General features: G+C 68.5%; 16 protein-coding genes, 1 tRNA gene, 1 other RNA gene and 2 pseudogenes. 4 read left to right on the plus strand and 16 right to left on the minus strand.

The window, feature by feature from the left end; genetic code table 11:
* Nucleotides 1–39: 39 nt before the first annotated feature.
* The 3 genes and pseudogenes from purD to ffs all read right to left on the minus strand — a co-directional run bounded on the left by purD (nucleotide 40) and on the right by ffs (nucleotide 3,164).
* Nucleotides 40–1,290, minus strand: coding sequence for a phosphoribosylamine--glycine ligase (gene purD / locus EAO75_RS41505; protein WP_148000589.1), 1,251 nt, complete (start codon nucleotides 1,288–1,290; stop codon nucleotides 40–42).
* A gap of 150 nt (nucleotides 1,291–1,440) precedes the next feature.
* Nucleotides 1,441–3,048 (minus strand): annotated as a pseudogene (locus EAO75_RS41510) (DNA polymerase III subunit gamma and tau); the annotation flags it as partial.
* Nucleotides 3,049–3,067: 19 nt separating this feature from the next.
* Nucleotides 3,068–3,164: signal recognition particle sRNA small type (gene ffs / locus EAO75_RS41515), an RNA gene on the minus strand.
* A 73-nt stretch (nucleotides 3,165–3,237) separates the two neighbouring features.
* Between ffs and EAO75_RS41520 the strand changes: the two genes are divergently transcribed.
* Nucleotides 3,238–3,325: transfer RNA gene (locus tag EAO75_RS41520), tRNA-Ser, on the plus strand.
* A gap of 79 nt (nucleotides 3,326–3,404) precedes the next feature.
* Here the strand turns inward: EAO75_RS41520 and EAO75_RS41525 are convergent.
* Nucleotides 3,405–4,021: pseudogene (locus EAO75_RS41525) on the minus strand (site-specific integrase); the annotation flags it as partial.
* 427 nt (nucleotides 4,022–4,448) lie between these two features.
* On the opposite strand from EAO75_RS41525, the gene EAO75_RS41530 reads away from it, so the two are divergent.
* The 3 genes from EAO75_RS41530 to EAO75_RS41535 all read left to right on the plus strand — a co-directional run bounded on the left by EAO75_RS41530 (nucleotide 4,449) and on the right by EAO75_RS41535 (nucleotide 5,715).
* The gene (locus EAO75_RS41530; protein WP_148000192.1) at nucleotides 4,449–4,781 is read left to right on the plus strand and encodes a hypothetical protein; all 333 of its coding nucleotides are present in this window, start codon (nucleotides 4,449–4,451) and stop codon (nucleotides 4,779–4,781) included.
* Nucleotides 4,782–4,882: 101 nt separating this feature from the next.
* The gene (locus EAO75_RS47935; protein WP_261989627.1) at nucleotides 4,883–5,008 is read left to right on the plus strand and encodes a hypothetical protein; all 126 of its coding nucleotides are present in this window, start codon (nucleotides 4,883–4,885) and stop codon (nucleotides 5,006–5,008) included.
* Nucleotides 5,009–5,418: 410 nt separating this feature from the next.
* Nucleotides 5,419–5,715, plus strand: a complete 297-nt coding sequence (locus tag EAO75_RS41535; protein WP_148000193.1) for a hypothetical protein — start codon at nucleotides 5,419–5,421, stop codon at nucleotides 5,713–5,715.
* A gap of 854 nt (nucleotides 5,716–6,569) precedes the next feature.
* Here the strand turns inward: EAO75_RS41535 and EAO75_RS41550 are convergent.
* From EAO75_RS41550 to EAO75_RS41610, 12 genes are all read right to left on the minus strand, one after another.
* The gene (locus EAO75_RS41550; protein ID WP_148000195.1) at nucleotides 6,570–8,786 is read right to left on the minus strand and encodes a right-handed parallel beta-helix repeat-containing protein; all 2,217 of its coding nucleotides are present in this window, start codon (nucleotides 8,784–8,786) and stop codon (nucleotides 6,570–6,572) included.
* A 260-nt stretch (nucleotides 8,787–9,046) separates the two neighbouring features.
* On the minus strand, nucleotides 9,047–9,664 hold the full coding sequence (locus EAO75_RS41555; RefSeq protein WP_315987680.1) for a histidine phosphatase family protein: 618 nt from the start codon (nucleotides 9,662–9,664) through the stop codon (nucleotides 9,047–9,049).
* Between the two features lie 10 nt (nucleotides 9,665–9,674).
* A complete protein-coding gene (locus tag EAO75_RS41560) occupies nucleotides 9,675–10,157 on the minus strand; it encodes an SRPBCC family protein (RefSeq protein ID WP_148000197.1) in 483 nt (160 codons plus the stop codon).
* Nucleotides 10,158–10,172: 15 nt separating this feature from the next.
* The gene (locus EAO75_RS41565; RefSeq protein ID WP_315987681.1) at nucleotides 10,173–12,002 is read right to left on the minus strand and encodes a carbamoyltransferase; all 1,830 of its coding nucleotides are present in this window, start codon (nucleotides 12,000–12,002) and stop codon (nucleotides 10,173–10,175) included.
* A gap of 42 nt (nucleotides 12,003–12,044) precedes the next feature.
* A complete protein-coding gene (locus tag EAO75_RS41570; protein WP_261989628.1) occupies nucleotides 12,045–13,106 on the minus strand; it encodes an NAD(P)/FAD-dependent oxidoreductase in 1,062 nt (353 codons plus the stop codon).
* A 2-nt stretch (nucleotides 13,107–13,108) separates the two neighbouring features.
* Nucleotides 13,109–14,068, minus strand: a complete 960-nt coding sequence (locus EAO75_RS41575) for a hypothetical protein (RefSeq protein ID WP_148000198.1) — start codon at nucleotides 14,066–14,068, stop codon at nucleotides 13,109–13,111.
* Nucleotides 14,069–14,380: 312 nt separating this feature from the next.
* Nucleotides 14,381–14,884: a nucleoside deaminase gene (locus EAO75_RS41580; protein WP_148000199.1), complete on the minus strand. Its 504-nt coding sequence runs from the start codon at nucleotides 14,882–14,884 to the stop codon at nucleotides 14,381–14,383.
* A 232-nt stretch (nucleotides 14,885–15,116) separates the two neighbouring features.
* On the minus strand, nucleotides 15,117–15,926 hold the full coding sequence (xdhC, locus tag EAO75_RS41585; protein WP_148000200.1) for a xanthine dehydrogenase accessory protein XdhC: 810 nt from the start codon (nucleotides 15,924–15,926) through the stop codon (nucleotides 15,117–15,119).
* Between the two features lies 1 nt (nucleotide 15,927).
* Entirely contained in the window at nucleotides 15,928–18,369 is a 2,442-nt protein-coding gene (gene xdhB / locus EAO75_RS41590) for a xanthine dehydrogenase molybdopterin binding subunit (protein ID WP_148000201.1), read from the minus strand.
* Nucleotides 18,366–19,847, minus strand: coding sequence for a xanthine dehydrogenase small subunit (locus tag EAO75_RS41595; RefSeq protein ID WP_148000202.1), 1,482 nt, complete (start codon nucleotides 19,845–19,847; stop codon nucleotides 18,366–18,368). Before EAO75_RS41595 ends, xdhB begins: the two co-directional genes overlap by 4 nt.
* Nucleotides 19,848–20,303: 456 nt before the next feature.
* Nucleotides 20,304–21,266: an alpha/beta hydrolase gene (locus tag EAO75_RS41605; RefSeq protein ID WP_148000203.1), complete on the minus strand. Its 963-nt coding sequence runs from the start codon at nucleotides 21,264–21,266 to the stop codon at nucleotides 20,304–20,306.
* Nucleotides 21,267–21,614: 348 nt separating this feature from the next.
* On the minus strand, nucleotides 21,615–22,904 hold the full coding sequence (locus EAO75_RS41610) for a phosphatase PAP2 family protein (protein ID WP_410092860.1): 1,290 nt from the start codon (nucleotides 22,902–22,904) through the stop codon (nucleotides 21,615–21,617).
* Between the last annotated feature and the right edge of the window lie 72 nt (nucleotides 22,905–22,976).

Here is a 22,976-nt window from a genome sequence, read left to right on the forward strand (position 1 = left end):
GTGCCTGCCGTGGGGCGGGGCGGTGGAGCCGGGGGGTGGTTACTCGTCCGCCGCCTTCGCCGCGATGTCCGTGCGGTGCTGGGAGCCGTCGAGCCCGATGCGGGCCACCGCCCGGTATGCGCGGTCGCGGGCCTTGGTGAGGTCCTTGCCCGTCGCCGTCACCGACAGGACGCGGCCGCCGGCGCTGACGATCGCGTCGCCGGCGCGCTTGGTGCCGGCGTGCAGGACGTAGGCGTGCGGGGCGTCCTCGGCGGTCACCTCGTCGAGGCCCGTGATCGGGTCGCCGGTGCGCGGGGTGCCGGGGTAGTTGTGCGAGGCGACGACCACGGTGACCGCGGCGTCGTCGCTCCAGCGCAGGGGCTCCAGGTCGGCGAGGTCGCCCTTGGCGGCGGCCAGCAGGACACCCGCCAGCGGGGTCTTCAGGCGGGCCAGGACGACCTGCGTCTCGGGGTCGCCGAAGCGGGCGTTGAACTCGATGACCCGTACGCCCCGCGAGGTGATCGCGAGACCGGCGTAGAGCAGGCCGGAGAACGGGGTGCCGCGGCGGCGCATCTCGTCGACGGTCGGCTGCAGCACCGACTCCATGACCTCCCCGACGAGCTTCGGGTCGGCCCACGGGAGCGGGGAGTACGCGCCCATGCCGCCGGTGTTCGGCCCCTCGTCGCCGTCGAGCGCCCGCTTGAAGTCCTGGGCGGGCTGGAGCGGGAGCACCGTCTCGCCGTCGGTGATGGCGAAGAGGGAGACCTCGGGGCCGTCGAGGTACTCCTCGATGACGACGCGCTCGCAGGAGTTCGCGTGCGTCCTGGCCGCGTCGAGGTCGCCGGTCACGACGACGCCCTTGCCGGCGGCGAGGCCGTCGTCCTTGACCACGTACGGGGCGCCGAAGGCGTCGAGGGCCTCCTCGACCTCGTCGGGCGTCGTGCAGACGTAGGAGCGGGCCGTCGGGACGCCGGCTCCCGCCATCACGTCCTTCGCGAACGCCTTGGAGCCCTCGATCTGCGCGGCCTCCCCGGAGGGGCCGAAGACCGGGATGCCCGCCTCGCGCACGGCGTCGGCGACCCCGGCGACGAGGGGTGCCTCCGGGCCTACGACCACGAGGTCGGCGCCGAGCTGTTCGGCCAGCGCGGTTACGGCCGCGCCGTCCAGGGCGTCGACCTGGTGCAGCTCGGCGACCTCGGCGATGCCGGCGTTGCCGGGGGCGCAGTGCAGCGCGGTGACGTCGGGGTCGAGGGACAGGGAGCGGCACAGGGCGTGTTCGCGGGCGCCGGTACCGATGACGAGGACCTTCACGGGGGTCAGCCTAACGGGGTTGTTGTGCGGGCATCTGAAGGGGCCGTTCTGGGCGGCATGGACGTTCCTCCAAAGCGTGGGGGGCGTGGGCGGCGTGGTCGTGGCCGTCGTCGTGGCCGTGGTCGTGACTGTCGCCCTGGGGGCTGCCGCCCCCAGACCCCCGCTTCGGCCCTGAACGGGCCTTGTCCTCAAGCGCCGGACGGGCTGAGYGATRCCGACCGGCGTGSGGAGAGGGCSCTCGTGCCGGGCAAGCCCCAGCGGGTGGGTGGTCGGGGCCTGCTCCGTGGGGGCACCCTGCTGCCCGGCCGGAGGCGCGCCCGGCGCCCGTACGGCCGCCCGGGCCGCGGCGGGACCGCCACCCGGTGGAACCGGCTGAGCCGGGGGGGCCGAGGGAGCAGAGGGAGCCAGTGGGGCGGGCGCGGTGGCCGCTCCCCCATGCGCGTCAGGACCCGGCACGTACCCCATCGCGGGCGTCCCACCGCCCCCGGAGAAGTTGACGCCCCGCTCCAGTCGATCGAGCCGGGCCATGACCGAGCGCGCGTCCCCGTACGCGGCCGGCAGGAGCACGCGCGCGCAGATCAGCTCCAGCTGGAGACGGGGCGAAGTGGCACCCCGCATCTCGGTCAGCCCCTCGTTGACCAGGTCGGCGGCGCGGCTGAGCTCGGCGGCACCGAAGGTGCCGGCCTGGGCCCGCATGCGCTCCAGGACGTCGGCGGGGGCGTCGAAGAGCCCCTTCTCGGTGGCGTCCGGCACGGCGGCCAGGATCACCAGGTCGCGCAGCCGCTCCAGCAGGTCGGCGACGAAGCGCCGAGGGTCGTTGCCGCCCTCGATGATCCGGTCCACGACCTCGAAGGCCGCGGCCCCGTCACCGGTCGCGAAGGCCTCCACGACGGAGTCGAGGAGGGAGCCATCGGTGTAGCCGAGCAGCGAGGTGGCCATGGCATACGTCACACCCTCCTCTCCCGCTCCGGCAAGCAGCTGGTCCATGACGGACATGGAGTCACGCACGGAGCCCGCGCCTGCGCGCACGACAAGCGGCAGCACGCCTTCCGCGACGGCCATGTTCTCGCGGCCGCACACCTCGCCGAGGTAGTCGCGCAGGGTGCCCGGCGGGACGAGCCGGAAAGGGTAGTGATGGGTTCGCGACCGGATGGTCCCGATGACCTTCTCGGGCTCGGTGGTGGCGAAGATGAACTTGAGATGCTCCGGCGGCTCCTCGACGACCTTCAGCAGCGCGTTGAAGCCCGCCGACGTGACCATGTGGGCCTCGTCGATGATGTAGATCTTGTAGCGACTGCTCGCGGGTCCGAAGAAGGCCTTTTCGCGCAGCTCACGGGCGTCGTCCACACCACCGTGCGACGCGGCGTCGATCTCGATGACGTCGATGGACCCCGGACCGTTCCGAGCGAGGTCCTGGCAGGACTGGCACTCCCCGCACGGGGTCGGCGTGGGACCTTGCTCACAGTTCAGACAGCGCGCCAGGATCCGCGCGCTGGTCGTCTTGCCGCATCCGCGCGGGCCGCTGAACAGGTACGCGTGATTGACCCGGTTGTTCCGCAGCGCCTGCTGCAACGGGTCGGTGACATGCTCCTGCCCGATGACCTCGGCGAACGACTCCGGGCGATAGCGGCGGTACAGCGCGAGAGACGACACGCCTACGAGGTTATAGGCGCCCACTGACAACGCGGACCGCCCCGATGGGGCTCGTCTTCTGTTCCCCCGCGCATCGGCGGGATCCGTCCCGGGCGGCGCGCACACGCACCGGAGGCGCCGGGTACGACAAGACCCCCCACGCACCCGCCAGAGCCAACCTACCCTTGCTGCCTTCCGGCCCTGGGGGAGTTCAGTCAGATAGCGCCGCGTGAGGGGCTGAGCCCCAGCCTACCTGATCGCGGGACGGCCGAACGAGTTCGCTAGCACCCTCCAACGTCTTGTATTGTTTGCCGCGGAGGATTCGCCTAGTGGCCTAGGGCGCACGCTTGGAAAGCGTGTTGGGGGCAACCCCTCACGAGTTCGAATCTCGTATCCTCCGCCAGTGCCTCACCGGGCACGATGTCGAAGGGCCCCACCGTTCGCGGTGGGGCCCTTCGTCGTTGTCCGTCTCAGTTTCCGTCTCAGTTGGATTTTCCGTCGGCTTCGGGAGCTCCGCCGGTTCCGGGCGGCACCCAGAGGGCGTCTCCGACTTGCTGGGCGACCTTCCGAAGCATGGTCCCGGTCACATGCATGTACCGGGAGCGCATCCGGGCCGCTCCCCCAGGCTCCCAACCCCCTTGCCCTCCCAGTCGGCACCGGCTGCGATCCGTTCCCGTTCCTGCGTCTCCTGGTGCTGGCGGAGAATCTTGATCAGCGGATCGGGCAGGCCGATGGTTCGGCGGCCCGCGCGGGACTTGGTGGACTTGTGCTCGCGGCAGGTCTGCTGTCGCTTCGGGCAGTAGCCCGCCTTACGCCCGCAGGGTCCGCCGTCGCAGCCGTGGGCGTACTTGGGCCGGAGCCGGTTCTTGCGAATGCGGGCGTATCCGGCGTCGAGGTCGACGTCTTCCCAGTGCAGGCCCAGCGCCTCCCCCTGGCGGAGGCCCAGCGCCAGGGCGACGACCCAGCGCGCGCTGTTGCGGAGCTTGGCCGCCTCGGCGAGGAGGCTCTGCACCTCGTCGATCGTGTACGGCTCGATGTCCTCCTCTTCGAGGCGGGGAGCCTTGGCGATCTCGGCCGCGTTGGTGGGGACGTGCCCGCGAAGGGCGCCGAGCTGAGGCCGGACTCATCCATAGACGTCGATGAGGTGCGCGAGACGCGCCGCCGCTGCATCCGCCGGCGCCGGGGGCACGCGCTTGACCCGATAGACCAATTGCACAAGGTGCTGAGGCGACGGCGCAGCAGGCCAGAGGCACCAAGCGAGTGAGTCGTCCAGTGGGCAGAGCACGCTGACACCAGCGACTGACACCAACAGGCATGAACGGCGGCGGCCGAGGGCGGATTGCAGCGGATGGTCGACCAAGGCTCCCAGGGCACTGTCGACTGCCGTGACCATCGTGCGCAGCGCACCGGGCCTCGCCGTTGCCCATGCTCGGGAGCCCTGACATCTGTCAGGATCCCTCCTGCCTGCCTGCCTCCTACCGTTTCGCGCAGGACGCCCGGCACAGGCCGGAACAGAAGGGCAGGACATGAAGAGCCTCTGGAAGCGCGCACTCGTCACCGGAACAGCGGGGATCGCTCTCGCCGGCGGAGTCGGTCTCGCGACCGCCTCACCCGCGGCGGCCGCAGAGCGTAACGTGCTGCAGTGCAACGCCTGGATCTCGGACGATGTCGCCATCGGCGACTGCTACAACCCCGGGACGCAGCTGCACGCGTTCTCCGTACGCGCCATCTGCGGCTGGGCCCCCGACGCTTACTCGAATTGGGTATATGTGAAGCCGGGCACGAGCGCCGCCATCGGTGTCCGCTGCGGCTCGTTGAGCACCGGCGTCGGCGGCGTGGCGATCGAGTACGGCGGCTGAGCGTCCCGGGACGCCCAGATCCACCAGAAAAGCCCCTAGAAGGTCGATGAAGATCTTGGGTTCTGGCCCTGCCGCGTGAGCGGCAGGGCCAGACTCGTCATGTGGCGATGTGCGACTGGGTCGGCGAGATGGTCGGGCCGGACGTGTGGGAGACCTGCCGGGATCTGATCCCGGCCGGGAATGTGTTCGCGTTCCTGGCCGAGCATCATGGGATCCCGTTCGGTTGAGATACGGCTTCTGAGGCCAGACCTCAAAGCCTTGGTCTATACAGGCGCTGGCCACACCCGCGACTGGGGCCCGTTGCCTTGACCCGGCCATTGAGCCTCCACCGACCGCGTGACCACAGCTTTGCGTCCGGGGTGGTCATGGTCCCAGCGAGACACTCCGCTCGGCGCGGTGCCCCCATGCGGTCGAGGCTCAGTTCCGGGCGGATCTACAAGACCGTCCACCACGGGTCGATGTCGCCCAGCGGCTCGCCGGCCGCGGCATCGCCGAGCTATCTGCAGCCACCCTGGGCGATCCATCCGAGTTCGCCGACATTCGGCACCTAACGACCGGAATCTCCGGCTATGTGTACTAGGATCCGCCGCTAGCATCACTCGATCGACCGTCGCTCACCCAATCGATAGGAGGCCCGATGATTGGCGTGCTCGTGACTTTCACGCAGACCGAAAAGTTCGATCGTTCAACTATCGCAAGGATTGCCGACGAGCTCCGAGGACCGTTCGAAGGCATGGCCGGCCTTCGCTTCAAGAGCTTCACGCTCGATGAAAACGGCGTTCAGGCAAGGAACTTCTACGTGTGGGATGACGATGAGAAGGCCCGTTCCTTCTTCACGGAAGAGATCGTCGACAAGGTGACGGGGATCTATGGCGTCCCGCCCAAAATCGAATACCTCGATATCGTGGGGTTCGTCGACAACTCTGGCACCTGATTCTCAACGAGGCTGTCGCACAAACCCTGCTGGCCGGGCCGTTTTGGACCAGCGTGGCGCGCCACAGAACTCCCTGTTCAACAGACCGGAGCGCCCCCGGGGGAGTTGACCATGCCGAACCCGGGCGTCCCCGGGGTATCCGCATGCTCGACCGCGAATGTGCACGGCGACCAGGCCAGGCCCTGGACGTACGCCGGCCTGCCTCGCATCCGCCAGCGGTAGGCCGTGCCGTCGACAACGATCCGTCGTGATCCCTTGCGGACCAATGTCATGACGCCCCTTCAACAGCGAAGATGCTGGCGAGCCCGGCCCCGCCGTCCGTCTCAGTTTCCGTCTCATTCAGCGCCGTTCACGGCCGTTCAGACGAGACCAGAAGCGGTAGCCGCTCAGCTGACCGGCCGCCCGTGAACGCAGGTGAACGGCCCCGTCCGAAGCCCCCGGGACCACCACCACAGTTGGAAAGCGTGTTGGGGGCACCCCCTCACGAGTTCGAATCTCGTATCCTCCGCCAGTGCCTCACCGGGCACGATGTCGAAGGGCCCCACCGCAAGGTGGGGCCCTTCGACGTTGTCCTCCGACCTCGTTGTCCTGGCTTTTGTCCACAGCGGGTGTTCCCGGGGTTCCCCAGATGGCATCGGCGATCTTCCGGGCCACGTCCTTGAGCATGGCGTCCGGCACAAGCAGATACCTCGCCCGCATGCTTGCGGAGGTGCCCAGCTGCGGGCCGAAGGCTTCACCAGTCGCCTCCTGACTGTGTGAGCAGCGCCCAAGCTGACGCGATCGGCCTCAGGCCTTAGGGATATTGATCACGATCGTCCTCGAGCGCACGCGTCCTGTCGGCGTTTGCAGGCCATTCATTCCGTGTTGCGGGCCCGGGTAACGTTCCCCCCGCACTCCTTCGCTATGTTCCACGCGCCTCTGGTGTTGGCCGTCAGGTCGTTGTCCTCGATCACGCCGCCGCCGCCCTTGTAGATCAATACCGCCTCATGTGCGTTGCGGTTGATCCGGTTGGCGCGCAGGGTGGGGTTGCCGCCCGTCCTGATCTCCACACCCGACAAGGCGTTGCCGGCGATGTCGTTGTCCTCCAGCGTGCCCACACCGTCTTCACGGACGAAGACGCCGCCCTGCTTGTTGTCGTGGATCTGGTTGCGGCGCAGGGTGGGGTTGCCGCCCGTCTTGATCTCCACACCCGMAAAGGTGTTGCCGGCGATGTCGTTGTCCTCCAGCGTGCCCACACCGTCGTCTAGGACGTAGACGCCGCCCTGCTTGTTGTCGTGGATCTGGTTGCGGCGCAGGGTGGGGTTGCCGCCCGTCCTGATCATCACACCCGCAAAGGTGTTGCCGGCGATGTCGTTGTCCTCCAGCGTGCCCGCGCCGCTGTCCTGGACGTTGACGCCGCCCTGCTTGTTGTCGTGGATCTGGTTGCGGCGCAGGGTGGGGCTGCCGCCCGTCTTGATCTCCACACCCGACAAGGCGTTGCCGGCGATGTCGTTGTCCTCCAGCGTGCCCACACCGTTGTCATGGACGTTGACGCCGACCTGCTTGTTGTCGTGGATCTGGTTGCGGCGCAGGGTGGGGCTGCCGCCCGTCTTGATCTCCACACCCGACAAGGTGTTGCCGGTGATGTCGTTGTCCTCCAGCGTGCCCATACCGTTGTCATGGACGTTGACGCCGCCCTGCTTGTTGTCGTGGATCTGGTTGCGGCGCAGGGTGGGGCTGCCGCCCGTCTTGATCTCCACACCCGACAAGGCGTTGCCGGCGATGTCGTTGTCCTCCAGCGTGCCCATACCGTTGTCATGGACATAGACGCCGACCAGCTCGTTGTCGTGGATCTGGTTGCGGCGCAGGGTGGGGTTGCCGCCCGTCCGGATCGCCACACCCGCCAAGGTGTAGCCGGCGATGTCGTTGTCCTCCAGCGTGCCCATACCGTTGTCATAGACGAAGACGCCGCCCTGCTTGCCGTCGTGGATCCGGTTGCGGCGCAGGCGGGGGTCGGCGCCGTTGCGGATGGCGACGCCGGCGAGGCCCTGGCTGCTGATGTCGCAGCCTTCGAGCTCCAGCCGCCCCTGGGTGATGTCCACGCCGTACCACTCACCGCCGGTCTGGCGCAGGGTCAGGTTTGTGACCCGGCCGATGCTGGTCCGGAACATCAGCGCGTCGGCGTCGTGGGCGCGGATCTGGATGTCCGCGACGGGGCCGTCGCCGAGGATTTCCAGGGGCTTGTCGACCACCAGGCCTTCTTCGTACAGGCCCGGTCGGACCAGGATCCGGTCACCGGGTTTCGCGGCGTTGATCGCCGCGCCGACCGTGGTGAAGTCTCCCCGGTGATAGGGGTCCACCACATGGGTCGGCGGCTCGGCCTTGGCCATGACCGCGGCCTTGGCCGTGTCGTCCGTCTGTTCCGTGGAGCCGGCCGCTGCTCCGGTGGCTTGTTCAGTCCTGGCGAGGCGAACCCGGGTGGTGGCGGGCGGATGCCAGAACGTATCCCGCATACGCGACGCCAAACGCGCAAGAGCCTTGCGCACCAGCGGTGAGGTGAACGGCTCGAACCGCAGTTCCCGCCAGTCCGCATGCTGCCGGGAGGCCAGCACCCGGGCCAGCTCGTCCGCCTCTCGCAGCACAGGATCGTCCAGCTCTCGGGCACTGATGTAATACACAGGAAGGATCAGGTCCGAGCGGACCAGCTCCTTCTCCCGCTCCAGGAACCGTGCCACCTCCGCCCGGCAGGCCGGGCTGCGGAACAAGCTCGGCGTGATGATGACAAGTAACAGTGTGACCTCGTCCAGCGCCTCGTCGATGCGCTGCTGCCAGTTCTGCCCCCAGGCAACGTCGTTGCGATCCTGGAAGATAGAGAATTCCTCGCCGGTCTGCGCCCGGACCTCGGTGCCCAGCCGTTCCCGGAGCTGGGTGAGCAAACCGTCATCGTGCTCGTCATTGAAACGGACATAGCTCATGAACGCCGCAGGCTTACCGGACATGGCATCCCCCTCCCCGCCACAACCTGTGAATTCTGGCACACCGGGCCAGCCCGTCCGCGGCGAAGCCGACAACAGCAGCCGCAGATACGGCACTTGTGCAGCGAGTTACAGCAACCCACCGCGACTACAAAGCAGATGCCTGCGCTTGCCCCCGTGTGGCCATCCTCCGGCCAGCATCCTGCCGCCCCTGTCTGACCTGCCGCGCGAACCCTTATGAACGCCCCCGTACGACCACGCGCACAGTTGGAAAGCGTGCTGGGGGCAACCCCTCCGCCAGCTCAGAGGGCCGGACCGCGGAAGCGGTTCGGCCCTCTGGCGTTCGTCCGTCTCCGTTTCCGAATTTGGCCCGCAGTTCAGTTCAAGTGGTGGGTGTCGTTGAGGGCCTGCACCGTGGCGGTGCCGTCCTCTTCGTATGTCACCGTCGACAGGGAGGCTGCTGCGACTTCCATGCGGAACAGGCTGTGTGGTGGGGCCTGGAGGGCGAGGCGGATCAGGGTTCTGAGGGGTACGACGTGGGAGACGACCACGACCGTGGCGCCCGCGTACTGGGCCAGGAGGCCGTCTCGTACGGCGGCGACCCGGCGGGTTACCTGTTGCATGGTCTCTTCTGCGCCCGAGGGGGGACTCTCGGGCGAGGCGAACCATGCGCTCAGGTCGTCCGGGTAGCGTTCGCGGACTTCGCTGAAGGTCAGGCCCTCCCAGGCGCCGAAGTCCGCTTCCCGCAGGTCCCGGTCGACCTGGAGGTTCAGGCCGAGGCGCTCGGCCACGGGACGGGCCGTCTCCTGGCAGCGCCTCATCGGTGACGTGACGACCGCCTCGATGCCGCCGCGGTGGGCGAGGGCGTCCGCTGCCGCCCGGGCTTGGCGGCGTCCGACCGGTGAGAGTCCCGGGTTGGAACCTCCGCTGCCGGAGAGCCGCCCCCCTGGGGTGAGCAGGGTCTCGCCGTGCCGCAGCAGTACGAGCGTCGTCACGTCGCTCAGCTCACTTCGAGGTCTGCGCGAAGTGGTCCCGTACAGCGTCGGTCTGCTTCTCCATGACGTCGATGATGCCCTCGACGATCTTCAGGTCGGCGTCCTCGGCGATCTCCAGGACCCGGGACCAGTCGAAGAAGCTGCGGGCCGGGTCGTTGGTGATGGGGAACACGCGGATGGTGGCCTCGTAGCTGGCGACTCCGCTGGTGGGGGCTACGGCCCGGTAGGACTGGGTCCTGTTGATCTCGTCCCGGGCGGCGATCTCCTGCTGGACGACGCGGCCGCTGAGCGTGAGCTTGAAGTCGTAGCGGGCCGGCACCGTCTCGACCGAGCCGCCCTCCACCCAGCTGACGTCCCGGTGGATGTCCAGGTCGCCCGGGGAGACCATGTCCAGGATCTGCATGGCGTCGCGGACGGTCGCCCACACGGTGTCCGGGTCGGCCTCGAGGATCGTGGAGTGGTACATGGTGTGCTTGCGCTGGATCGTCGGCACGTAGTGCTCCTTCTTCTAGTGGTTCTTCTGGTCGTTGACGTGGGTGGGCTTGGCGATTAGGTGGTTGCCGAGGAGCAGATAGTCGATCTCGGTGCCCAGGAAGCAGTTCAGGGCGTCGGTGGGCGTGCAGACGATGGGTTCGCCGGCGACGTTGAACGAGGTGTTGATCAGGCAGGGGGTGCCGGTGAGTTCGGTGAACTTGCGGAGCAGCGCCGTGAGGCGTGGGGTTTCCTCGTCCGTCACGGTCTGGATACGGGAGGTGCCGTCCACGTGTACGGCGCCGGGGATGCGGTCCTTGTACTCGTCGCGGACGGGGAAGACGAACGTCATGTAGGGGGAACTCGTCTTGCGCCCCATGTCGAAGATCTTCGGCGCCTGCTCTTCGAGGACAAGGGGAGCGAACGGGCGGAAGGGCTCGCGGTGCTTGACCCGGGTGTTGATGATGTCCTTGATGTCGCTGAAGCCGGGGTTGGCGAGGATGCTGCGATGCCCCAGCGCGCGTGGCCCGTGCTCCATGCGGCCTTCGAACCAGCCGATGACGACCTTCTTCGTCAGCAGCTTCGCCACATGATCGATCACCTCGTCATCGTCCAGGCGTGAGACGACGACGCGGCCGGTGAAGCCCTCGAGAGCCTCCTCGATCGCGGCCTCGTCGTAGGCCGGGCCCAGGTAGGGGGTGATGGGTGCGGAGGCGGCGGCACGGATGTCCGCGGGGGTCGTGTCGGGGTGGTCCAGCCAGGCGTGGGCTGCTGCTCCGATGGTGATGCCGGTGTCGGAGGCGCCGAAGCTGACCTGCATGTCCTCGAAGGGGGAGCCCTCGAACATCGGGGTGTTGTTCAGGCAGTTCAGGGCGACGCCGCCTTCGAACAGCAGCCGGTCGAGATCCGTTCTCCCCGCCAGGTGGCGGACCTGGTGGGCGGTGGCGACGTTCAGCATCTGCTGCGCGGCGGCGGCGACGCGGGCCTTGTATTCGAGGGTGTCCTCGAAAGGGCCGAAGTACTCCTCGAACAGGGCGTCGTGGCTGTGGAGGTTGTCGGTCTGAAGGGGCTTGGTGAAGCTGTAGCGGCCGTCGTCGTGCAGCGTCAGGAGCTTGTCGATGAACGGGTTCGGCGTCGGCGGGGTGGTGTATCCGGCCAGGCCCATCACCTTGTACTCGTCGTTGTTGGGGACGAAGCCGAGGAAGCGGGTGATGACGGAGAACAGGGTGCCGATGGAGTACTGGGCGCCGGTGACCGTGTCGTCGAAGACGGTGATCCGGCCCTCGCGGATCTCGCCCGTCAGAGTCGAGAAGCGTTCGGCTCGGCCGTCGCTCACCAGGAAGGCCGCGTCCTCCATGCCTGCGAGGTAGTAGCCGGTCGTGGCGTGGGCCAGGTGGTGCGGAACGAAGCGGACCTTGGCCGGGTCGGGGCGGTGTCCGGTGCGGGCTTCGAAGTCCGCGAGGATCGCTTCGTGGCTGACGACCTGGTCGAACAGGTCGGCCATGTCGCCCATGAGGCGGGTCTTCGCGGCCGGCGGCATCGGCGAGGTGCGGATGCCGTCCAGAATCTCGTTCAGAACCTGGGTGGACCAGTTCCAGGGGAAGGCGAACAGGTCGACGTCATCGAAGGTGATGCCGGCTTCCTCGAGGCACCAGTCGATCGCGTTCGTGGGGAAATCGGTGGTCTTCTTCTCCCGGTTGAGGCGTTCTTCCTCCACCGCGGCGACCAGGCGGCCGTCGATCAGGAGTGCGGCGGCGGCGTCGTGGCCCAAGAGGTAGTGCTTGTTGATGCCGGTCGCACCGAGGCGTTCGGAGAAGAACTCCGACACCCGGCTGAAACCATTACATCCGAGAACAATCACGGGCATTCTTTCCTGTTGCTAGTCCTGTTACTAGTTCTGTTACTAGGGCTACTTGGCGATCAGCAGGTCGCGGAGCTTCTCCCCGGCCGCGGGTGCCTGGCACAGGCCCGCGCCCGTGAAACCGGCCGCGTACAGGAAGCGGCGGGTGGGGTGTTCGCCGATCAAGGCGGTGTTGTCGGGGCCGGCGTCGAAGTCGCCGCTCCACGCGCGATGCAGGCCGATGCCGTCCAAGGCGGGGAACAGGGTGCCGAGATGGCCGGCGATGCGGCCGAGCCAGGCCTCGCGTGTCTCCCCGTCCATGGGTGCGCCCATGGCGAGGAGGATGCGGTCCTTCCACGAGCGGATCCGCAGGCCGGATGCGGCATGCATCGTCATGGGCAACTCGGGATGCGGCGAGGGCGGGACGTCGGTGAGCAGCATCTCCATCGCGCGCGGCGCCAGCGGCAGTTCGACCGATGCCATGGCAGCCACCTCACCGGACCAGGGCCCGGCCGTGCACACAACGCTGTCCGCCTTGATGCTGCCCTGCGGGGTGTGGACGGTGTTGTCGTCGTCGATGCGTGTGACGGGTGTGTGGGTGAACAGGCGGGCGCCGTGATTGCGTGCGGCGGCGGCGTAGCCGCGGACGATGTCGAGGCCGTCCACGTGGTACGCCTCGGGAGACCAGGCGGCGGCCAGGACGGCACGCTCGTTGATCAGTGGGTTGAGTGCGGACGCCTCGCGGGCACTGATCAGGTCGACCTGGACGCCGGCGGCCTGCTGGGCCTGATGGCCGGCCTCGAATTCGGCGATCTGCTGTTCGTCGGTGAACAGCGCCATGAACCCGAGACGCTTCAGACCGAGGGGGGCCCGGGTGTGGCGGGCGAATGCGTGATAGGCGTTCAGGCTGCGCACGGCCATCTGCCCGGTGCCCGGGTTGCCGGGGAAGTAGGTGCGGACCATGCCCGCCGTGTGCGCGGACGCCCCGCCGCCGAGGCTTCCGCGTTCCAGCAGCACGGTGTTCACGCCGGCTTCGGCGAGGTGGTAGGCGGCAGAGGTTCCGATCACTCCCCCGCCGATGACGACGGCGTCAGCGCGGGCGGGCAGGGCGCTCAAGGTCGCTCCGGGCACGGCTACGCGGCTTCCTGGGCGCCCTGCTGGCGCAGGTGGTCTCCGGTCTCCCACGGGTACAGCTGGAGGTTCCAGCCGCCGAGGCAGTTGATGTAGAGGGCCATCTGGCTGGTGACGGCGTAGAAGTCGGCACGGTCGAGGCGGTCGAGGACGTCGAGGAACCGCTGGGTGAACGCCCAGAGCTTCTCCAGACCGCAGTAGCCCAGGAACTCGGCGGGGACTGCGACCAGGAGTCGGGTCATGTGGACGAGGGAGGCCATGGGCAGGTCCTGGACCGCGGCGCGGACAAGTCCGCCGTAGGCGGCGTAACCCAGCGGCCGGGTCTCGCCGTTGACGAACAGCAGGGTGGGAAGGACGGTGCCGAAATTGCCTGCCCGGGAGGGGATGACGCCCTGSTGGAGGCCGTCCAGCTCGGCCGGGGGCGCGAGCCAGATCTTCTCGGTCTCGGCGTAGATGTCGGCGATCAGGTGGCTGGCGGCCGTGTTGGTGGCGTCGAGCATCGGGATGCGGTGGCCGCCCGGCTCGCCTGCGCGGCGGACCTCGGCCAGGATCTGCTTTTTCGTGGAGTAGACGGCGTCCCAGATCGCGGCCCCGGCCTCCAGCAGGGCGGGCATGTCCGCCTCACGGATCTGGCCGACGGGGGTGGCGGGCATCGGCTCGGTCAGGGTGCCGTACTTGATGCCCAGGTGCTGCAGGCCGGAGCAGAACACGGTGCCGTCGGGGGCCTCGCGCCGGTCGGGGATACGGGTGGTGTGGGGGGTGTGCAGCAGAGTGGGTATCGGCGCCACGTGGTAGAGGTGCTCTCCCGCGATGAGGGCGTGTCCCTGGAGGCTCTGGTAGGGCAGGGACTCCCACAGGGCGTCGGCGAGCGCCGGGTTGCGGTCGTCAAGGTCGGCGGTGACCGTGATGCCGAGGTCGGGCCAGGAGATTTCGATCTGACGGCCAGGCAGCTTCTCAGACAAGGCTTTTCCAGTTCGTCGCTTCGGCTTGTCCAAGGAGTTCATCGCCAACAGCCTTGTTCCAGCCAGGCGTTGAAGACATGAAACCTTGATCGACCTGAGATCCTCGGTTTGTGCGTTTCTACGAAACCGCAGCTCAGGTGGGTTGGTGCGCGGCGACTGGACGTGCTCGCCGAGGAACTGGGCATGCTGCTCGGGGGAGTTCGGGCGAAGCGGGAGTAAGCCAACGAGGCCCCYGGGCTGCCCTGTTGAGACGTCAGACGTCTCGATCAGCAGCCCRGGGGCCTCCCTGGCGAACCCGCGGTGAACCGGGTTTCAGTAGTCGATGCGGTCGGACTTGGCCAGCCACGCGTCGAACGGCGCCGTGCGGTTCGGCATGTCCACTTGCTCGATCGCCAGCGGCCACTGCTCCGCGGGCTTCTTTTCGAACAGGCCGTAGAACTTGAGGTCGTCGAAACCGGCCACCGCAGCGTCATCTCGATCAGCGGCGAAGATGATCCGGTCGACACGCGCCCACAGCGCGGAGGAAAGACACATCGGACACGGCTCACACGAGGTGACCAGGACGCAGCCCTCGAGCGAGAAGGTGCCCAGCTGCTCGCAGGCGGCACGGATCGCGGTCACCTCACCGTGCGCCGTCGGGTCCAGATTCGAGGTGACCTGGTTGTTCCCGATCGCGACAATCTCGCCATCCTTGGCGATCAGTGCGCCGAACGGACCGCCGCCGTTCCTCACGCTGTCGGTGGCAAGGCCGATGGCCTCGTCCATCCAGACGCGCTCGATCTCCTGGATGCTCGATTCTTGGGTGTGCGCGGTCACGGTCACTCCTTTTTGGCAGACGGTGGGGACATCAGCGCGTCTGTACGCCGACAATGTGCTCCGGTGAGACCGAGGTGTGGGTCGGAAACGGTGTGCGGACTGTTCAATACGGAACAGCGCAATTACATCCGCCGGGCCCGTCCAGGGGTCAGTCACCGAAACCATGAAGGAGTTGGCCGGCCGACTGGCCCCTCTTGTAGATTCGTATGAACTGTTCCATCCGATCGGAGGGTCAGTTCTCCTCGGTTTCGAAGGTGCGCAGCAAGTCGGCGGCGACGCTCACGGCAATCGTCGCGGGTTCCTTGCCGGTGATGTCGGCCAGCCCGATCGGGGTCTTGATCCGATCAATGGTGGCGTCGTCGTGACCGCCCTCGGTGGACAGGCGCTTACGGAACCGCACCCATTTGGCCGCCGAGCCGATCAGCCCGATGGAGCCGAGATGGGTCGTGCGCAGGGCGGCGTCGCACAGGGCGGCGTCCTCCGCGTGGTCATGGGTCATGATCAGGACGTGGGTGCCGCGGGGCAGGTCCTGGAGGACCTCCTCGGGCAGCAGCGGCGTGTGATGCGTGTGCACCTGTGCCACGGAGTCGGCCAGGACCTCGAGCCGCTCCTCGGCGAGCATGTCGGCGCGGCTGTCGATCAGATGGAGGTCGAGGTCCTGACGGGCCAGGATGCGCGCCAGTTCCAGGCCGACGTGCCCGACGCCGAAGACCGCCACCGCCCGTACCACCGGCAGCGGTTCGAGCAGCACCGCGACCGTGCCGCCGCAGCACTGCACGCCGTGCTGGTTGGTCACCTTGTCGTTCAGGGCGAAATCCATCAGTTCCGGCTCCGCCTTGCCGGCGGCGATCATCTCCCGGGCCCGGTCGATGGAGACGGCTTCGACATTGCCGCCACCGATCGAGCCCCATGTCTCGCTCTGCCCCACGACGAGCTTCGCGCCGGCGTCGCGCGGGGCATGACCGCGCACGGTCGCGACGGTCACGAGGACGCCGGACTCCCGGCGTGCCCGCAACCGTGCGACCGCGGCGATCCATGTCATGTCAGGCACCGCTCAGCGCTTGTGCGCCGGTACCGACCTTGCCGTTGACGGCGTGGCCGTTCGCGGCGGACCCGTTGAGGGCGTGACCGTTCGGGGAGACCTCGGCCCCGTCGGCCTGACGAGCCGCCTCGATCGCCCAGAACACGGCTTCCGGCGTCGCGGGCGAGGCCAGATCGACGCTGACCCCGCTCGGCCCGAACTCGGCGGCGGCCTGCCGCAGCGCCTCACGCACCGAGAACGCCAGCATCAGCGGAGGCTCACCCACCGCCTTGGAGCCGTAGACCGCCCCTTCTTCGGTGGCGTTCTCCATGAGCGTGACGTTGAACTCCTCGGGCATCTCCGAGAAGCTCGGCAGCTTGTAGGTGCTGGCCGCCTGGGTGAGGAGCCGGCCGCGGTTCGGGCCGTCACCGGTGTCCCAGCGCAGGTCCTCCAGCGTCAGCCAGCCCGCGCCCTGCACGAAGCCGCCCTCGACCTGACCGATGTCGATCATCGGGGAGAGGCTGTCGCCGACGTCGTGCACGATGTCCACGCGCCGGATGCGGTACGCACCGGTGAAGCCGTCCACCTCCACCTCGGTCGCCGCGGCGCCGTTGGCGAAGTACTTGAACGGCGAGCCCCGGAACGACTTCGCGTCCCAGTGCAGCCCCTCGGTCCGGTAGTAGCCGGACGCCGAGAGCTGGACCCGCTGGAAGTACGCGGTGCGGACCAGGTCGTCCCAGGCCAGCTCCTTGTCGCTGCCAAGGGCGCGCGCGACGCCCTCGACGATGCGTACGTCCGAGGCGTTGGAGCCCAGCTGGGAGCCGGCCACCTGGAGCAGTCGCTCGCGCAGCTGCTCGCAGGCGTTCTTGATGGCCCCACCGTTGAGGTCCGCGCCGGAACTGGCTGCGGTCGCCGAGGTGTTGGGCACCTTGTCGGTACGCGTCGGGGCGAGGCGCACCTTGTGCAGCGGGATGCCCAGGGTGGTCGCGGCCACCTGCATCATCTTGGTGTGCAGGCCCTGGCCCATCTCGGTGCCGCCGTGGTTGATCAGGACGGAGCCGTCCTTGTAGATCAGCACGAGCGCGCCGCCCTGGTTGAAGGCGGTGAGGTTGAACGAGATGCCGAACTTGATGCCGGTGATCGCGACGGCCCGCTTGGTGTGCGGGTGCGCCGCGTTGAAGGCGGCGATCTCACGCTTGCGGTCGGCGATGGCGCCGTTCTCCTGGACCTGCCGCCAGACGGCGGAGATCCGGTCGGCCTGGGTGACGGGCTGTCCGTACGGCGTCGTCTGGCCCTGGCCCGGCTGGTAGAAGTTGCGCTCGCGCAGCTCCATGGGGTCGAGGCCGAGCTGCGGAGCGACGCGGCCCAGGATGTCCTCGATCACCAGCATGCCCTGGGGTCCGCCGAAGCCGCGGAAGGCGGTGTTGGAGACCGTGTTGGTCTTGGCGATGCGACCGGCGACACGCGCGTTGGGGATCCAGTACGTGTTGTCGATGTGGCACAGCGCCCGGGCGAGGACCGGCTCGGACAGGTCCAGGCTCCAGCCGCCGTCCGCGGTCAGCGTGGCGTCGAGGGCCTGGATACGGCCGTCGGCGTCGAAGCCGATCTTCCACGAGGCGTGGAATCCGTGCCGCTTGCCGGACATCGTCAGGTCCTGCGTCCGGTTGAGCCGGAACCGGACCGGGCGGCCGGTCAGCTTGGCGCCGAGCGCGGCGACGGCCGCGAACCCGTGCGGCTGCATCTCCTTGCCGCCGAAGCCGCCGCCCATCCGCAGGCACTGCACCGTGATCTCGTGGCTGGGCACGCCCAGCACGTGCGAGACGATTTCCTGCGTCTCGGAGGGGTGCTGGGTGCTGCTCTGGATGAACACCTGCTCGTTCTCGTCGACCAGGGCCAGCGCCGCGTGTGTCTCCAGGTAGAAGTGCTCCTGACCTGCGAACTCGAACTCGCCGGAGAACACGTGCGCGGACTCGGCGAAGCCGGCCTCGGCGTCGCCGTGCACCATCAGCGGCCGGGCGCCGTGATAGCTGCCCGCCTCCATGGCCTCCCGCACCGTGACCAGGGAGGGCAGTTCCTCGAGGTCCACCTCGACGGCCGCCGCACCGATCCGGGCCGCCTCCAGGGTCTCGCCGAGCACCCAGGCCACCGCGTGGCCGTGGAACATGACCTCGTCGGGGAAGAGCGGCTCGTCGTGCTTCATGCCGGCGTCGTTGACGCCGGGCACGTCGGCCCCGGTCAGCACGCGGACCACGCCGGGCACGGCGAGCGCGGGCTCGGTGCGCAGCGCGGTGATCCTGCCACGGGCCTTCATGACCTGGACCGGGTACGCGTGCAGCACGTCCTTGGTGCGCTGGACCAGGTCGTCGGTGTAGAGCGCGGTGCCGGTGACGTGCTGGTAGGCACTCTCATGCGGCATCGAGACGCCGACTACGGGCTTTTCGGGACGCTCGGACAAATGGCTCATGACGACACCGCCTCAGGGGTCTGTGCGTGCAGCTTCAGCAGGCTCTGGCCGAGCATCGCGGAACGGTAGAGGGAGCTGGCGCGATGATCACTCATCGGCGTGCCCTCGCCTCGCAGCACCCGGGCCGCGGCCTCGACGGTCTGCGTGGACCAGGGCCTGCCCTCCAGGGCCGCCTCGGTGGCGAGCGCGCGGATCGGGGTGGCGGCCACGCCGCCCAGGCCGATCCGGGCCTTGCGGACGATCCCGTCCTGGATGTCGAACGCGAAACCGACGGCCACGCTGGAGATGTCGTCGAAGCGCCGCTTCGCGATCTTGTGGAAGGCCGTGACCGGCGACAGCGGCGTCGGGATGCGCACCGCGCGGATCAGCTCGCCGGGGCGGCGCACGCTCTGCCGGTAGCCGGTGAAGTAGTCCGCCAGCGGGACGACACGCTCACCGTCGACGCCGGCGAGCACCAGCGAGGCCTCCAGGGCGAGGAGCACCGGCGGGCTGTCGCCGATCGGCGAGCCGGTACCCAGGTTGCCGCCGAGGGTCGCACCGTTACGGATGAGCCGGGACGCGAACTGCGGGAACAGCGCCGCGAGAAGCGGGACGTCGCCGTCGAGGCGGCGCTCGATCTCGGTGAGCGTCAGCGCCGCCCCGAGCTCGATGTGGTCGGACTCGACGCGCAGCTCGCGCAGTTCGGCCAGTCGGTCGATGGCGACGACGCAATCCGCCCTGCGGGAACGGATGTTGACCTCTACGCCGTAGTCGGTCGAGCCGGCGACCACCACCGCGTCGGGCCGCTCGCTCAGCAGCTGCAGCGTTTCGGCCAGGGTGTTCTTCCGCAGGAAGGTGCTGTCGTCCTGGGTGTACTCGGTGGCGACCGGCGCGGGCGGGTCCTGTTCGCGGCGCTGCGCGAGGGGGTCCTCGTCGGTGGGCTCACCGACGGCGAACGCGGCATCGCGAATCGGGCGGTAGCCGGTGCAGCGGCACAGGTTTCCGCTCAGGGCGTGCAGGTCGAAGCCGTTGGGGCCGTGCTCCGCGTCGTGGCCTTCGGCCGCGTCCGCGCCGTCCGCCGAGTCCCCGTGCGCGCATCGGTCGGGGCGGTAGTACTCGGAGGCCATGCTGCAGATGAATCCCGGCGTGCAGTAGCCGCACTGGGAGCCGCCACGGGTCGCCATCTCCGACTGCACCGGGTGCAGGGTGGCCGGCGTGCCGGGCTCACCGGGGGTGGCGAGGCCTTCGGAGGTGATGATCTCCTGACCGTCGAGCGCCGCGGCCGGGACCAGGCAGGCGTTGACCGCCACCCAGTCGGTGGGCTTGTTCACCCCGGGACGGGCCACCAGGACCGAACAGGCGCCGCACTCACCCTCGGCGCAGCCCTCCTTGGTGCCGGTGAGGCCACGCTCGCGCAGAAGATCCAGCGCTGTGGTGTGGGGCGCAGCCGGTGAGATCGGTGTTTCTTTCCCGTTGACCGTGATCCGCGCCTCTGTCATGACAGGCCTTCGTTTCCGTGCGTGATCGGTCGCTTCATCATGTTCGCCAATTTCAGGCAGCTTTCTGTGTTCAGGCGCGCCACATGAGAGGAGCGGGCGCAAAACGGCACGCAACGGCGACGTGCCGCAAAGGTGGTGACGGGAAACCCGGAATGTGCCACGACGGGCACATCAGAACGGCGTGATCAGCAGCCGTGCGCGATCCGACCCGGAACCCAGACCGTGCGCTGGGCGAGGCGACCAAGATCAGAGCTGGTGTTCATCCGCTGGTCGCCTCCTTTCGGGAGTCATGGGTCGACGTTTACCGCAAATTAGTGGCCGACGCCACCGAGGTCAAGGGGTCGACCTCCGAGGAACTGCTCAGCGCCCGGCACAGAGCGTGAGCAGAGGTTTCGAAGCAGCAGGTCAGGAGAGCGGCCGGCCCTGCCGCTCTCCTGAAGTGGGGATCCCGGTTCGCTAGGCGGTGCCCAGGGCATCGCGCAGGAGCGCGACCGCCTGGTCCACGGCTGCTCGGGTGGCCCTGGTCTGGCTGAGGGAGTTGATCATCATGAAGTCGTGCACGGCCCCGTCGTAGCGCACCGTCGTGACCGGGACGCCCGCTGCGCGCAGCTTGGCGGCGTAGGCCTCGCCCTCGTCGCGCAGTACGTCGGCCTCGTCCACGATCAGCAGGGCCGGCGGCAGGCCGTCGAGCTGCTCGGTGGTGGCGCGGTTGGGGGAGGCGGTGATCTGCGCGCGCTGCGCCGGGTCGGTGGTGTAGGAGTCCCAGAACCACTCCATGGCCTTGCGGCTCAGGTAGTAGCCGGTGTCGAACTCCTCGTAGGACTTGGTGTCCATGGCCGCGTCGGTGACCGGGTAGTACATCGACTGCTGCACGAACGTGATGTCACCGCGTTCCTTGGCCATCAGGGCGAGCGCGGCCGTCATGTTCCCGCCGACCGAGTCGCCGGCCACGGCCATGCGCCCGGCGTCCAGGCCCTTGGACGCTCCCTCGCGCTTGATCCACTGTGCGGTGGCGTAGCCCTGCTCGATGGCCACGGGGTAGCGGGCCTCCGGTGAGGCCGTGTACTCCACGAAGACCACCGCCGTGCCGGCACCGACCGCCAACTCCCGGACCAGGCGGTCATGGGTGGCGGCGTTGCCCAGGACCCAGCCGCCGCCGTGCATGTACAGCACGACGGGCAGTGTTCCGGTGGCGCCCTGCGGTTTGACGATGCGCACCCGCACATCGCCCACGGCGGCCTGTACGGTGATCCACTCCTCGTCGACCGGCAGCTTGTCGACCGGCGCGGCCTGCAGGTCGTCGAGGACCTTGCGTGCTTCGACCGGCTTCAGCTCGTACAGGAACGGATGGTGCGAGGTCGCGTCGGCCAACTCCTGCGCCGGGCGCTCCAGGACGATCGGGTCAGATTGAGCAGTCATGACAATGCTCCTGGCAGTGCGGAGAAGCCCAAAGTAAAGAGCGGTGGGCGCATGGTGACGGCCTGGGGCGTCGACGCCGCCGCGGACCCGGGCTCCGGGCCGAGCCCCGGCCGAGCCCTCAAAATAGGGCAATACGCCCATCCTAGACGCGCGCCCTACAACCCTCGACTTCGGACGTCGGCCGGCTCCGGGTGATCCTGGACCGGAATCTGAAGCGGCTCATGATCGGGCCGAGCCCGAACGGGCATGCCGCGCCGGCCCCCGCGGGGTTGTGCGGCATGGCGAGGGCCGCATCCGGCTGGATGCGGCCCTCGTGCGCGGAGTGTGTGGGGTGCGGGTGGGGCGCTCTCACACCAGTTCGGGTTGTGGTTCCGGGTGATGGGTGGCGGGTGAGGCCTTCGGTTCCCAGAGGTTGGTCGTGCGGATGTAGGCGACGATCACCGAGGTCATCGCCAGGACGACGAGCGGGCCGGACAGCCACGGGTACTCGGCCATCTGCATCGGGAGATAGCGGTACGACGTCAGCAGTGCGGCGAAGATCGTCGTGCCGTAGGCGACCAGTTGGACTCCCGCGCGGTCCCAACCGCGTTGCTGTGCGCGCAGAGCGGTCTCGATCGTGAGGGTGAACACCACACCGGCGACGAGGTCGACGCCGTAGTGGTAGCCGAAGCCGAGCGTCGCGCCGAGGGTGGCGATCAGCCAGAACGTGCCCGCGAAGCGCAGGACCCTCGGGCCCTTGCGGGAGTGGATGAAGATCGCGGTAGCCCAGGCCGTGTGCAGGCTGGGCATGCAGTTGCGGGGGGTGATCCCGTCGAACGGCATCGAGTGCGGGGCGCTGAGCGGGGGCGCCGTCTCCGGCCACAGGTTGGCGGCCGCCCAGGAGCCGCCGTCGGCGCCGTAGGCGAAGATCGGTCCGACGACCGGGAAGATCATGTAGATCGCCGGGCCGAGGAGGCCGATCACCAGGAAGGTGCGCACCAGATGGTGGCCCGGGAAGCGGCGGTCGGCGGCCACGTTGCGCAGCTGGTACAGGGCTACGGCGACCGCGGCGACCGCGAGTTGTACGTAGACCCAGTCCAGGACGTGGGGGCCGACGGGGCCGGTGGCCCTGACGATTCTGCCGACCAGCCAGGACGGGTTGCCGAGTGCGTGATCGGCGGTCGCCACGTACTGGTCGAGCACGGTGGGGCGGGTTTTCGACGTGATGAGCAGCCAGGCGTCGCCGGTCTTGCGGCCGGCCACCAGCAGCAGGGAAAGGCCGACGCCCTTCAGCAGCAGGGTGCGTTCGTTGCCGGTTCGGCGGGTGACGGCGAGGACGGCGCAGCCCAGGACCACCAGCAGCGCGCCGTTTCCGAAGGGGTGGCCCTCGGTCACCTTGATACCGGCCGCCCAGCGCACCAGGAGGATGACGATGTCGATGCCTATGGCGGTGCCGGCTGCGATGAGGCGTTGGCGCCAGGTGAGGACCACCATCATCAAACCCATGCCGGCATAGAGCAGAAAGCCTGATTTAGGCGGGAATATCACCTCTCTTGCCTGATTGGTGATCGGCCCCGCTACGCCGTAGCGCCGCGCGGCGATCTCCAGCGCGATGAGGAACCCGAGACCCACCACACCCGCCGTGAGCCACAGCACCACCCGTGGCGTGAGCCACGTGGCGAACGCAGTTCTGCGTCTTATTCGCGAGAACACCCGCGACGCTATAGATAT

This window comes from Streptomyces sp. UW30 (assembly GCF_008042075.1).
Taxonomy (GTDB): domain Bacteria; phylum Actinomycetota; class Actinomycetes; order Streptomycetales; family Streptomycetaceae; genus Streptomyces.

What these genes read in the sequence shown, in the direction of transcription:
- EAO75_RS41530 (WP_148000192.1), top strand. Translation starts at nt 4,449, where the DNA reads ATGAAGAGCCTCTGGAAGCGCGCACTCGTCACCGGAACAGCGGGGATC.
- EAO75_RS41535 (WP_148000193.1), top strand. Translation starts at nt 5,419, where the DNA reads ATGATTGGCGTGCTCGTGACTTTCACGCAGACCGAAAAGTTCGATCGT.
- EAO75_RS41565 (WP_315987681.1), bottom strand. Translation starts at nt 12,002, where the DNA reads ATGCCCGTGATTGTTCTCGGATGTAATGGTTTCAGCCGGGTGTCGGAG.
- xdhC (WP_148000200.1), bottom strand. Translation starts at nt 15,926, where the DNA reads ATGACATGGATCGCCGCGGTCGCACGGTTGCGGGCACGCCGGGAGTCC.
- xdhB (WP_148000201.1), bottom strand. Translation starts at nt 18,369, where the DNA reads ATGAGCCATTTGTCCGAGCGTCCCGAAAAGCCCGTAGTCGGCGTCTCG.
- EAO75_RS41595 (WP_148000202.1), bottom strand. Translation starts at nt 19,847, where the DNA reads ATGACAGAGGCGCGGATCACGGTCAACGGGAAAGAAACACCGATCTCA.
- EAO75_RS41605 (WP_148000203.1), bottom strand. Translation starts at nt 21,266, where the DNA reads ATGACTGCTCAATCTGACCCGATCGTCCTGGAGCGCCCGGCGCAGGAG.